Origin of the sequence: Ensifer sp. ENS07 (genome assembly GCF_014852185.1) — a bacterium.
Classification (GTDB): domain Bacteria; phylum Pseudomonadota; class Alphaproteobacteria; order Rhizobiales; family Rhizobiaceae; genus Ensifer; species Ensifer adhaerens.
Genome location: NZ_JACVBE010000012.1, coordinates 125,680 through 138,110 on the forward strand (window position 1 = coordinate 125,680; position 12,431 = coordinate 138,110).

The 12,431-nt window shown below is 63.6% G+C and carries 12 protein-coding genes; 5 read left to right on the plus strand and 7 right to left on the minus strand.

The window, feature by feature from the left end:
* Window positions 1–3: 3 nt before the first annotated feature.
* The 6 genes from IB277_RS28315 to IB277_RS28340 form a co-directional block, all read right to left on the minus strand.
* A complete protein-coding gene (locus IB277_RS28315; RefSeq protein WP_034787903.1) occupies window positions 4–1,116 on the minus strand; it encodes a mannonate dehydratase in 1,113 nt (370 codons plus the stop codon).
* A 19-nt stretch (window positions 1,117–1,135) separates the two neighbouring features.
* Complete coding sequence (locus IB277_RS28320) at window positions 1,136–1,921, minus strand: SDR family NAD(P)-dependent oxidoreductase (RefSeq protein ID WP_034787900.1); 786 nt, start codon at window positions 1,919–1,921, stop codon at window positions 1,136–1,138.
* A gap of 108 nt (window positions 1,922–2,029) precedes the next feature.
* Window positions 2,030–3,022: an ABC transporter permease gene (locus tag IB277_RS28325; RefSeq protein ID WP_034787896.1), complete on the minus strand. Its 993-nt coding sequence runs from the start codon at window positions 3,020–3,022 to the stop codon at window positions 2,030–2,032.
* Complete coding sequence (locus IB277_RS28330) at window positions 3,019–4,563, minus strand: sugar ABC transporter ATP-binding protein (protein WP_113135777.1); 1,545 nt, start codon at window positions 4,561–4,563, stop codon at window positions 3,019–3,021. The genes IB277_RS28325 and IB277_RS28330 overlap by 4 nt, the downstream gene beginning before the upstream one ends.
* A gap of 74 nt (window positions 4,564–4,637) precedes the next feature.
* The gene (locus IB277_RS28335; protein WP_051659114.1) at window positions 4,638–5,597 is read right to left on the minus strand and encodes a substrate-binding domain-containing protein; all 960 of its coding nucleotides are present in this window, start codon (window positions 5,595–5,597) and stop codon (window positions 4,638–4,640) included.
* Window positions 5,598–5,708: 111 nt separating this feature from the next.
* Entirely contained in the window at window positions 5,709–6,452 is a 744-nt protein-coding gene (locus IB277_RS28340) for a FadR/GntR family transcriptional regulator (protein WP_051659113.1), read from the minus strand.
* Between the two features lie 201 nt (window positions 6,453–6,653).
* On the opposite strand from IB277_RS28340, the gene uxuA reads away from it, so the two are divergent.
* On the plus strand, window positions 6,654–7,844 hold the full coding sequence (gene uxuA, locus IB277_RS28345) for a mannonate dehydratase (RefSeq protein WP_112975292.1): 1,191 nt from the start codon (window positions 6,654–6,656) through the stop codon (window positions 7,842–7,844).
* A gap of 8 nt (window positions 7,845–7,852) precedes the next feature.
* Entirely contained in the window at window positions 7,853–8,545 is a 693-nt protein-coding gene (locus IB277_RS28350) for an RraA family protein (RefSeq protein ID WP_089042912.1), read from the plus strand.
* Window positions 8,546–8,578: 33 nt separating this feature from the next.
* On the opposite strand, the gene IB277_RS28355 is transcribed toward IB277_RS28350, so the two are convergent.
* Complete coding sequence (locus tag IB277_RS28355) at window positions 8,579–9,061, minus strand: Lrp/AsnC family transcriptional regulator (protein ID WP_060529326.1); 483 nt, start codon at window positions 9,059–9,061, stop codon at window positions 8,579–8,581.
* Window positions 9,062–9,161: 100 nt separating this feature from the next.
* Here IB277_RS28355 and IB277_RS28360 point away from each other — a divergent pair, with 100 nt between their 5' ends.
* The 3 genes from IB277_RS28360 to IB277_RS28370 are packed head-to-tail and all read left to right on the plus strand — an operon-like array spanning window position 9,162 to window position 12,316.
* Window positions 9,162–10,658, plus strand: a complete 1,497-nt coding sequence (locus tag IB277_RS28360; protein ID WP_082566296.1) for an aminotransferase class V-fold PLP-dependent enzyme — start codon at window positions 9,162–9,164, stop codon at window positions 10,656–10,658.
* Entirely contained in the window at window positions 10,651–11,526 is an 876-nt protein-coding gene (locus IB277_RS28365) for an MBL fold metallo-hydrolase (RefSeq protein ID WP_060517836.1), read from the plus strand. The genes IB277_RS28360 and IB277_RS28365 overlap by 8 nt, the downstream gene beginning before the upstream one ends.
* Before the next feature lie 28 nt (window positions 11,527–11,554).
* The gene (locus tag IB277_RS28370; protein WP_060517834.1) at window positions 11,555–12,316 is read left to right on the plus strand and encodes a sulfite exporter TauE/SafE family protein; all 762 of its coding nucleotides are present in this window, start codon (window positions 11,555–11,557) and stop codon (window positions 12,314–12,316) included.
* Window positions 12,317–12,431: the final 115 nt, after the last annotated feature.

Genomic DNA, 12,431 nt, shown 5'->3' on the forward strand with positions numbered 1-12,431 from the left:
CTCCTATTCCGCTGCGATGCTTGTCGGGATCGAACGCGCGGGGCCGAGCGCCTCGGCATTCTGCACAAGCGCCTTCATGTAGCCGAGCGCAAAGGCCTTGCCCGCATGCCAGGAGGCGCCGCAGGTCATGGCCGGCGTATGGTCGGGGATCATCACACCCTGGTAGTTTTCGTCGCGCAGGATGCGGATGATTTCGGCCATGTCGATATCGCCCTCGTCGACGAAGGTCTCGACATAACGCGGCATCTTTCCGCGTACGTTGCGGAAGTGGATGTAGCCGATGCGGCCGGAGCGGGCGAAACGACGAACGTGCTCGTAGATATCCCCTCCCGGCATTTCCTGCAGCGAGCCGAGGCAGAGTTCGAGCCCGTTCGAGGGCGAGTCGACGATCGCCATCAGCCGGTCGTACTTCTCCGGACGGTTGACGAGCCGCGCGGTGCCACGCAGTTCCTCGGCTGGCGGATCGTCCGGGTGAGCGCCGAGCACCACGCCCGCCTCCTCGGCGACCGGCACGACCTCCTTCAGGAAGTGGCTGAGGCGGTCCCAGAGCTCCGCCGAGCTGACGGAAACGGAGGCAGCGCCGGCGACGCCACGACGATAGCGCATGTTCCAGACCATGCCGTCTGGGATCGGCGCATCCGGGCTTGGCGCGATGCTGTTTTCGACGCCGAAGCCGACGGATTCCGCACCGCCGCGGGCATAGGGGCCGCGGGTCCAGCCATAGACGCCGGCAAGCGAGAAATTGTAGCCGATGCAGGGAATGCCGGCGCGACCGGCGTCGCGAATGAGCTGCTTCAGCCCCTCGATCTGCTGCGCCCGCTCTGGCCCGTCGAGCAACACGTCATGCCAGAAGCGCGGCGAGAAGTTCTCGATCGCCGCCACTTCCAGCCCACCGGCCCGCACGTCCTTCACCAGCGCCGACAGCTCTTCGTAAGTCCAGAGCCGGTCACCGGAGCAATCACCCCAGCCGCCCTGGTCGCCACTGTCGATCTTCGGATCCTTGCCGGCGAAATAGTTGGTGAGATGCGCGACGACGTGGGTCGCGCCCGCCTGCAAGGCAAACTGAAAGTTATCCGGGGTGAGTTGCTCCCGGTAGAGCCCAAGGCCGATTTTCATCTTGTCGTTTCCTATCCGATTATTTGACGCCGATGCCGGCGGTGAGGCCGCCGTCGATGCGGAAGTCCGAGCCGGTGACGAAGGCGGCGCGATCCGAGGCGAGATAAGCGACCAGCTCGGCCACCTCCTCCGGCTCGCCGATGCGGCCGATCGGGTGTGCAGCGCCGAAGCGGGCAAAGGCTTCCGCCTCGCTGACACCCTCGCCGCCATAGGTGCGGGCTGCAAGCGATAGCAGCGGCGTGCGCACCGAGCCTGGGCTGACCGAATTGACCCGGACCTTCGCCGCCGCATGATCGAGCGCCATGGCGCGGGTCAGCGCATGGATCGCGCCCTTGGAAGCGACATAGGCGGCGACGTTCTGCTGGCAGGCATGACCCTGCACCGAGGAGATGTTGACGATCGCGCCGCCGCCGCGCTTCATCATTTCCGGAATGCCGAAGCGGCCGGTGAGATATATCGAGCCGACATTGACCGACAGGCAGCGCGCAAAGGTCTCGGCGCTGGTGTCGAGCACGGTGCCATAGGGGTGAACGGCGGCGGCATTGACGATGATGTCGAGGCCGCCGTGGCGCAGCACCGCCTCGCGCACGGCCGCTTCGACCTCTGCTTCCACGGCAACGTCCGTCAGTCGGGTCGACATCGGCAAGTCGCGCTCTTTGGCTATGCGGTCGAAGATCTCGTTGGTGGCGACGTCGTTGCCACAGGCAAGCACGGTGGCGCCTGACGAGGCGAGCCGGATCGCCGAGGCAAGCCCGATCCCGGACGTGCCGGTGACCAGCGCGATCTTTCCCTTGAATTCAGTCATGATTGTCTCCGCGATGGATCGCGATGATCCGGGCCGGCGTCGACCCGAGATCATAAGCGTGATCGTTGGTCATAAGGGGGAGCGGGATGCGGACACCCCGCGCCGGTCTCAGCGCACCCGTTCCAGAACCTGGTTCAGGAGCACGGCGCCGAGGATGATCCCGCCGCGCACGACGTATTGCCAATATTCGCTGACATTCATCAGCGTCATGCCGTTGGAGATGCATCCAAGGAAGAGCACCCCGATCAGCGTGCCCCAGATCCGGCCCTTGCCGCCGAAGAGCGAGGTACCGCCGATGATGACGGCCGCGATCACGTCGAGTTCCATGCCGGTCGCCGTCGTCCCGGTGCCGGCCCCGATCTGCGAGGCGATCAGCGTGCCGGAGACGGCGGTTAGCGCGCCGGTCAGGCCCAATGTCAGCGCCTTCACCTTCCAGATGTCGATGCCGGAGAGACGTGCCGCCTCCATGTTGCCGCCGACCGCGTAAACCTCACGGCCGAAGCTTGTGTACTTCATCAGGAAGTGCATCGCCGCGAAGGTCAGCGCAAAGATATAGACCGGGAACGGAATGCCGAAGAGATAACCGCCGCCGAGGAAATCGAAACCGAGCGGGAAGGACGACATCGGGAAGCCGCCGGTGATCAAATTGGCGACACCGCGGAGTGCCGCGAAAAGCGCCAGGGTGGTGATGAAGGTCGGCACGTTGAACCACTGCCGGAAACGGCCGGTGAGATAGCCGAGCGAGAAGCCGAGCAGAAGTGCCACCGCAAAACCGACGGTGACCGCGCCCCAGTCACCGAACGTGTCGGTGAAACGGTCGGCGAACCAGGCAACGATGCAGCCGGCGAGCGCGGCACCGGCGCCGACCGAGAGATCGATCTCCCCGCTGATGATAACCGCCGTCATGCCGAAGGCGATGATGCCGAGCATCGAGACGGTGCGCAGCACGTTCAAGACATTGCTGGTGGAGGCGAAGCCCGGTGCGACGAAGATCAGGAAAATCACCAATGCGGCGAGAATGATCTCCATCGGGTAGGTTTTCAGAAACTTGAGCGGCGTGTTCTGTCCGCCTGTTTCCGTGGTCTGGCTCACGAGTGTCATTGCTTGGCCCCTTCCATGCACAGGCCGTAGAGTTCGGTCAGGTCGGTTTTCGTCGGATCCACTTCGGCGACGACGGCGCCGTGATGCATGACGAGGATGCGGTCGGCGACTTCCAGCACCTCCTCGAGCTCGGTCGAGACAAAGAGGCTGGCAAGGCCATCGGCGGCCTGTTGCCAGATGATGTCGAAGATCTGGCGCTTGGCCTGGACGTCGACGCCGCGGCTCGGCTCATCGAAGAACATCACCGACGGCTGCCGGTTCAACCATTTGCCGATCACCACCTTCTGCTGGTTGCCGCCCGACAGCGACGACACGGGCAGTTCCGGATCGCCGCACTTGATGTGCAGATCGGCGATCTGGCGGCGCACGTGCGGCTGTTCGCGGCGGCGCGAAATGAAGCCTCTGTTGGAGATCGGGCCGAGGCTCGCCATGCAGAGATTGTCGGCGGTCGAAAGCGACTGCACGAGGCCGACCTCCTTGCGATTTTCCGGCGTGTAGCCGAGTCCCGCCTTGCGCATGTCGCGTGGGCTGGCACCGGTCATATCGCGACTGTTGAACGTCACTGAACCGCTGTCGATCCGGTCGGCGCCGAAGATCGCCCTCATCAGTTCGGTGCGCCCGGCGCCGAGCAGGCCGGCGATTCCGAGGATTTCGCCCGGATAGAGATCGAAAGAAACATTCTGAAAATGCCCGGAGCGGCTGAGATCCCGCACCTCGAGCACCGGCCGGGTGCGATCGAGCGTGCGCCGCGGCGGCCGCGTTGCGCGGGCGGCATCGCCGAACATCATGCCGACGATCGCCGAAGGCGTCGTCGCCTTCATCTCGACCGCGCCGATGTAATGGCCGTCGCGGATCACCGTGCAGGTATCGGCAATCTCGAAAAGCTCGCTCATCCGATGGGTGATGTAGATCATCGTCACGCCGCGGGCGCGCAGCCGTTCGATCAGTGCGAAGAGCTGCTTGACCTCGCGCGACGCCAGCGCCGAGGTCGGTTCGTCCAAGAGCAGGATCGACGGGTTGAAGGACATCGCCTTGACGATTTCCACCACCTGCTGCTGGCCGACGCTCAGCGCCGAAACCGGCTGGCGGGAATCGATCGCAAGCCCCATGTCGGCAAGCAATTCGCCGGCGCGCTTGTGCAGGCCCGCCCAGTCGACGACGCTGAAACCGGCGCGAGGCCGATGCGGCAGCCGGCCGAGAAAGATGTTCTCGCCGACAGAAAGCTCCGGCACCAGCGAGAGCTCCTGGTGCACGGTGACGATGCCGGCGGCAAAGGCATCATGCGGCGAGGTGAAATGGCGATCCTCGCCATTGACACTGATCGTGCCCGATGTCGGCTCGGTGACGCCGGCAAGCAGCTTGACGAGCGTTGATTTGCCCGAGCCGTTCTTGCCCATCAGGGCATGCACCTGGCCGGGGGCGAAGCTGTGGGTGAATTCGGAGAGGGCGACAGTCGGACCGTAACGCTTGGTCACGGTCCGAAAGTCCAGCCGTCCCTGCACCCCTTGCAACGCGGCTGAACTCGGTTGCGGATAGCTCATGCGGATTTCCTGCTGTGCAAGACGAGGGAGTGGCGGGCGCGATGTCCCGCCGCTCGGCTGACGTCAAAACCCAATCACTTCAGCGCCTTCAGGCCTTCCTTGTAGGCCGCGACCGCCTGCGTATCGGCGCGCGTCAGAGGCAGCACCGGCACGTTGACCTTGGTCTCGATCTTCTTGCCGTCGAGCAGGTTCTGTGCCGCTTCGATCGCCTGCTTGCCGACCTCGAGCGGCTGCTGCGCCGTCGTTGCCTGCAGTACGTTGTCGGAATTCAGCAACATGTTGGCGAGCTGCTCGGAACCGTCGGTGCCGAAGACGAAGACCTTGCCTTCGAGGCCTGCCTTTTTCACGGCCTGGACCGCACCGATCGTGCCGCCCTCGTTGGCAGCGTAGATCACCTGGATATCGGGATTGGCCGTCAGCATGTCGCTTGCGACCGCGAGCGCCTTTTCGGCAAGCCAGGCATCCTGCTGGGCGACGATATCGACCTGGTCCTTGACGACGCTTAAGAACCCGTCGACGCGGGCGTTCGACTGTTCAGGCAGCAGTGCCTTGAAGGCGAGCGTGCCGATCTTGACCTTGCCACCATTGCCGAGGGTCTTCAGGAAGTCGGTTGCGGCGTTGCCTGTGCCGATGCCGATATCGCGGTCCGAGCTCGTCACCGTCGCCTGGGCGACGTCGCCATTGGCCGAAGTGCCGTAGGTGACGACCGTGATGCCAGCATCACGCGCCTTCTTCAGCGCCGGCACCGAGGCATCGGCCGAAAGCGGCGCCACGACGATCGAGTTCACGCCGCGAGCGATGTAGGTGTCGATGAGCTGCGCTTCCTTCTCCAGCTTGCTGTCGCTGTTGCCGGCGAGAAGCTCGTCGCCGGCGGCTTCCGCAGCCTTCTCCATGCCGATCTGGATGCCGCGGAAATACTGGTCCTGCTGGAAGACGATGCCAGCGATCGCCTTGCCGCCAGCAAAGGCTGCGCCCGGCGCAAAGCTGACGGTGGCAAGAAGTGCGGCAAGCGCCAGACGTTTCATGTTGCTCATATTGGTTCTCCTCCCAAGTGCCCTGTTCGTGCCGCCGGACCAACGGGCGAAAATCCGGCAAATGGCTGCCCGCACCGCGTGAAGCGCGGTTCGGACCCAATCTCCAAATGTTTATCGTGGCTGCGAGCTGCCCGGCACGGCATCGACGAAGCGGATGCCGAACTCCAGATGACGGCTCATCAGGTAGACATAGGCGATGCGGTCGCGCGCCCTCAGCGCCCGGATGATCTCGGCATGCGCCTCGAAGGTCGCCGCGTGCACCGGACGTTCGGCCTTGCCGAGCCGCATGACCTCCTCGATCACCGAACGCAGCATGTGATAGGCGGCAAGCGTCGTGCGGTTGCCCGAGAGTTCGACGATCGCCGAATGGAACTCATAGTCGCACTGTGCGGCTGCCTCGACGCTCTCGGCCTCAAGGATCCTGGAATTGATCGCATCGAGCCGGTCGAAATCGGCGTCGCTGGCCGTCAGGATGATGTGTTCGCCGACACCGGTCTCGATGATGCGGCGGAAGCCCTGCAGGTCATGAAACGAGTCCGGTGAGATACCGTTGTGAAAGGCAAAGAGCCGGCGGATCGCCTCGCCGTGGCCACCGCTGATCACGGCGCCCACCTTCGGCCGGGTCTCGACCATGCCATAGGCGCGCAGCACCTGCAGCGCCTCGCGCACGGTGTTGCGGCCGGCCTGGAACTGTTCGCCGAGATCACGCTCGGTCGGCAACGCGTCACCGACACCAAGGCCACGCTCAGAAATCATGTCGCGGATCTGCTCGACCAGCCGATCGACGGCCGAGGTCTTGCCCGGCTCCACGGCCTCGACGCCCGACAACACCTCTTCCCTTACCGAACTGCTCACCGGCTCTCCTCCCTGCGATGCCTTATTTGTTGGTCCAGATTGCAGTTTCCGTCAAGCGAAAATTTGAAGGCCTCAGCTTAATCGGTGATTTTCACGCGAAATCTCCGCTTTCAGACTTGAATTGTTGGACCAATGGGACATTATTGCTGGCTGTGGTCCAACAATAGCCACGGAAGCGGGTAGGAGTTCTGCATGAGACTGATGGAAGAGTGCTTTCGCTGGTACGGGCCCAACGATCCGGTGCCGCTCAGCCACATCCGGCAGGCGGGCGCCACAGGGATCGTCTCGGCGCTGCATCACATTTACGACGGCTCGCCGTGGTCCGATGAGGCTATCCTTAAGCAGAAGGCGCTGATCAAGGCGGCCGGCCTGCGCTGGAGCGTCGTCGAGAGCATTCCGGTGCACAATTCGATCAAGCTCGCGACGCCAGATAGCGATCGCTATATCGGCTGGTACAAGGATACGCTTCGCGCCCTGGCACGTTCGGGCATCAGCATCGTCTGCTACAACTTCATGCCGGTGGTCGACTGGACGCGCACGGAACTGATGCAGCCTTTGGCCAATGGCGGCTTTGCGCTGCGCTTCGATGCTGTCGATTTTGCCGCTTACGACCTCTTCGTCCTGCAGCGTCCGCATGTGGAGGACAGCTACTCAACGCAGCAGATCGCCGCCGCCCGCCAGCGTTTCGACGAGATGGACCAGGCGAAAATCGACCGGATCGAACGCAATCTGATCGCCGGTCTTCCGGCCACCGAGCGCCAGTTCAACCGGGCGAGCTTCCTCGCAGCCCTCTCGGAATATAATGGCGTCACCGCCGACATCTTGCATGAGAACCTCGCGCGCTTCCTCAGGGAGATCGTGCCGGTCGCAGAAGAAGTCGGTATCCGGCTCTGCATCCATCCGGATGACCCAGCCTTCTCTCTCTATGGCCTGCCGCGGATCGTTTCGACGCCGGCCGACGTCCGGCGCATTCTCGCTGCCGTCGACAGTCCGGCCAACGGCATCACCTTCTGCACCGGCTCTTACGGCACACGCGCCGACAACGATTTGCCGGCCATGGTGCGCGAATTCGGCCCGCGCATCCATTTCGCCCATCTGCGCAACGTCCAGCGCGAAGAAGACGGATCCTTCTACGAGGCCGACCATCTTGGCGGATCGAGCGACATGCCCGCGGTGATATTGGCATTGATGCAGGAGCAGGAGCGCCGCGTCCGCGAGGGTCGCACCGACTGGCAGATCCCGCTTCGGCCCGATCACGGCCATCTGCTCGCGGACGATATCGGCAAGGAGCGGATCAACCCCGGCTATTCGCTGATCGGGCGCTTGAAGGGTCTCGCAGAAATCAGAGGCGTCATGCAGGGCATTGCAACGGCCATGGCGCACAAGGCTTGAGGGAAGACATGAAACATTTTGAAGACGATACCGAACTCTTTACCGCCATGCGCAGCCGGCTGTTCACGGCCGTGGTCGGCGACATTCTCGACACGATGGGCCTGCAGCACCAGTTCCTGCCGCCGCAGATCAAGGCGCTGCGCGACGACATGGTCGCTGTGGGCCGAGCGATGCCCGTGCTGGAGGCGGATTTTTTCGCGACCGCTGAGGCCGGCGGCCATTCGGAATTCAGCGCCAAGCCTTTCGGCCTGATGTTCCATGCACTCGACAGCCTGAAGGAAAACGAGATCTACGTCTGTTCCGGCTCGTCGCCGCGCTATGCGGTCTGGGGCGAACTGATGTCGACGCGAGCAATGAAACTCAAGGCGGCCGGTGCGATCTGCGACGGCTATTGCCGCGACAGCGCCGGCATTCTCGCGCTCGATTTCCCGACCTTCTGCTACGGCTCCTACGCCCAGGACCAGGGCCCACGCGGCAAGGTCGTCGACTACGGCATCCCGATCGAGATCGGCGGCATCCGCATCCGGCCGGGCGACATCCTCTTCGGCGACCGCGACGGCGTGCTCGTCATCCCGAAGTTGGCGGAGCGCGAGGCGATCGCGCTGGCGCTGGAAAAGGCCGAGACTGAAAACAAGGTGCGGCTGGCGATCGAGGCCGGCATGAGCACCGTCGAGGCCTTCGAACGCTTCGGCGTCATGTAACGACAGAATGATGAGGTGCCGGGAGACGGCGCCTCACCTCAACCGGCTCAGATCCACGGGGCGACCGTTGATGATCGCCTCCATCGAGAAGAAGCCGGTGACCGTGGCGAGGTCGAAATTGGTGATGAGCTTCTGGTAGAAGGTGTCATAGCCGCGCATGCCGCGGGTCACCACCTTGATCAGATAATCCCAATCCCCGCCGATGCGATAGAAATCGATCACCTCCGGCAACCGCTCGACATGCTGCCGAAAACCGTCGCTCCATTCCTTGGAGTGATGGCGGGTGCGGATCATCACGAACACGGTGAGATCCAGCCCCAAAGCGTCGAGATCAATGTCTGCATGCGAGCCCCGGATCACGCCGATTGCCTGCAGGCGCTGGAGGCGTCGCCAGCAGGCGTTTTGCGACAGGCCGACCTTTTCGGCCAGATCCCGCTGCGACAGCGACGAATCTTTTTGCAATGCGGTAAGAATGTTCAGATCGAAAGCATCGATTTTAAACGACGATTCGATCATTTGACACAATTCCTCGATGAAACCGCAGAAGATAGGTGAGGTTTTCGACCCTGGACGGGATTACAATTGCTGTCAATGTCCGCTCCGAGGAGTAAGCGCGATGATCGTGCCCGCCGTCCACCAACCCTGCGAGGCGCTCTCGCCGCTCGCCCGGTTCCGCCAGTCCCTCAACCGGCCGGGTCTCGTCGCCGAGCTACGCGACGATCTGGTCGGAGCGAAGGCGCGGATCGCCGGTCCCTACGGCACGAAGGCACTGGTTTATGCCGACTACGTCGCCTCCGGCCGCGCGCTGCGCGTGATCGAAGATTTCGTGCTCGAAGAGGTCCTGCCTTACTACGCCAACAGCCACACCGAAGCCTCCTATTGCGGGGGCTTCATGACCCGGATGCGGCGGGAAGCGCGAGCGCTGATCGGGGAATTCTGCGGCGCCACGGCCGACCATGCCGTGATCTTCACCGGCTCCGGTGCGACCTCCGGCATCAACCGTCTGGTCAAGCTCGTCGGCGTTAGCGACGCGGTTGCTGCCGGCCAAACCGTCCGCGTCATCATCGGCCCCTACGAGCACCACTCCAACATCCTGCCCTGGCGCGAAAGCGGCGCTGAGATCGTTGAGATCGCCGAATGCCCGGCGGGTGGACCGGACCTCACGGAACTTCGCAAAGCGCTGAGCGTTGGCTCGTCCGACCTGACAGTCTGTACCCTCTCGGCCGGCTCGAACATCACCGGCATCACCAGCGACGTGGCCGCGATCACCCGCATGGTCAAGGCTGCCGGTGCGAAGATGATCTGGGACTATGCCGGCGCCGGCCCCTATGTTCCAATCGCCATGTCTCCCGTTTCCGGTGCCGAGATCGACGCCATCGTCGTCTCGCCGCACAAGTTCATCGGTGGCCCGGGTGCTTCCGGCATCCTGATCGTTCGCCGCGACAGTGTCACGACCGACAAGCCGACCTGGCCGGGCGGCGGCACGGTGAAGTTCGTTTCGCCGGATACACACGACTACAGCGCCAACATCGAGGCCCGCGAAGAGGCCGGAACGCCGAACGTCGTCGGTGACATCCGTGCAGCCCTTGCCTTCATCGTCAAACACGCGATCGGGCTTGAGAGCATGGAGCGGCGCAACCGCGAACTGGCGGAGCAGGCGTTTGCCGCCTGGAGGGCCATTCCGCAACTGGAACTGCTCGGCCTGCAGGAACCGGACCGGCTGCCGATCTTTTCGTTCCGCATCAGGAACGGCAAGGGCGGCTATGTCCACCAGCAGCTCGTCACCCGCATGCTGAGCGACCGCTTCGGCATCCAGGCGCGCGGCGGCTGCGCCTGCGCCGGACCTTACGTTCATCGGCTGCTGTCGATCGATGCCGAGCACTCCGAACAGATCCGCCAGGCGATCCTTGCCGGCGAGGAAATCGAGAAGCCGGGCTTCACCCGGCTGAACTTCAGCGTGCTGCTTTCGGAAGACAAGGTGAAGTACATTCTCGATTGCGTCACGCAGCTCGCCGCCGACGCGCCGAGTTTCGAAGCCGATTACGATTTTGACCCCGCCCGCGCGATCTTCTTCCCGTGCGCCGCGGCTGAAGAGGCCCTCGCCTATGCATAAGCCCGATGTGACCGGCTTCTACGATCCCCGCACCGGCAGCATCCAATATGTCGTCGCCGACCCGGCGACGGGCAAATGCGCGATCATCGATCCGGTGCTGGACTTCGATGAAAAGTCCGGCTCGACCGCGACGCGGAATGCCGATGCGATCCTCGACCATATCGCCGCCAAGGGTTTGACGGTCGAGTGGATCCTCGACACCCACCCGCACGCCGACCATTTCTCGGCGGCGCGCTACCTCAAAGCAAAGACCGGCGCGCCGACGGCGATCGGCGAACATGTGAAGGGCGTGCAGCGGATCTGGAAGGAGATCTACAACTGGCCGGACTTCGCCTGCGACGGTTCGCAATGGGACCGGCTGTTTGCCGACGGCGAGACGTTTCAGATCGGTGAGCTCAAGGCCCACGTCATGCATTCGCCGGGACATACGCTCGCCTCGATCTCTTACGTGATCGGCGACGCCGCCTTCATTCACGACACGCTGTTCATGCCCGACAGCGGCTCGGCCCGCGCCGACTTTCCGGGCGGAAGCGCTGCCGACCTCTGGCGCTCGATCCAGGCCATTCTGGCACTGCCGGACGAAACACGGCTCTTCACCGGCCACGACTATTGCCCCGGCGGCCGCGAGGCGCGCTGGGAAAGCACGGTCGCCGAACAGAAGGCCACGAACCCGCACGTTGCCGGCAAGTCCGAGGCCGATTTCGTCGGCCTGCGCGAGGCGCGCGACCGCACCCTGCCGATGCCGAAGCTCATCCTGTACGCGCTGCAGGTGAACGTGCGTGGCGGCGAGCTCCCTGTCGCCGAGGACAACGGCCGACGCTACCTGAAGATACCGCTCGACGCGCTGCCCGGTTCGGTCTGGGGGTAGCGGCATCGTGGCGGACCCCTTCCAGCAGATGCTGCTTGCGATCGGCTCCGGTTCGCTCACCGGCTTCACGCTCGGCCTGATCGGCGGTGGCGGCTCGATCCTGGCGACGCCGCTCCTGATCTATGTCGTCGGCATCCGCGACGTGCACACCGCGCTCGGCACCGGAGCGCTTGCGGTTTCCGCCAATGCCTATCTCAACCTGATAAGCCACGCGCTCCGCGGTCATCTCTGGTGGCGCTGCGCGCTGATCTTCACGGTCGCGGGTTCGCTTGGCGCCTTTTTCGGCTCCAGCCTCGGCAAGCTGATCGATGGCCAGCGATTGCTGTTCCTCTTCGGCCTCGTGATGATGTTCGTCAGCTTCGCCATGCGGAAGGTCAGGTGCGACACGGCGGCGACACCGCAGTCGCTTTCGCTCGGCACACACGCCAAGACCGGCTTGACAGCGCTTCTGACCGGCACCTGTTCCGGCTTCTTCGGCATCGGCGGCGGTTTCCTCATCGTTCCCGGACTGCTGCTTGCGACCGGCATGCCGCTCATCAACGCTGTGGGCACGTCGCTGCTTGCTGTCGGCACCTTCGGCCTGACGACCGCGATCAACTATGCCGCCTCTGGATTGGTGGATTGGCGCATCGCCGGCTACTTCATCCTGGGTGGCGTCGCGGGTGGCGTGATCGGCACGATCGTTTCGACGCAGCTTTCGACCCAGCGCGATACGCTGACCAAGATTTTCCGTGCGATCATCTTTTCCGTCAGCCTTTACGTTCTCTGGCGCAGCTACGGAGCCGTGTGACCGGCTTCGCCGTCCGCAATCCATATGACGGCGCGACTGATCGGTCCTTGGCCGGAAACATACGCAGCGAGTCCGGAATCGTACTATCTGGATCATTCAAGACAACGGCGTGGCG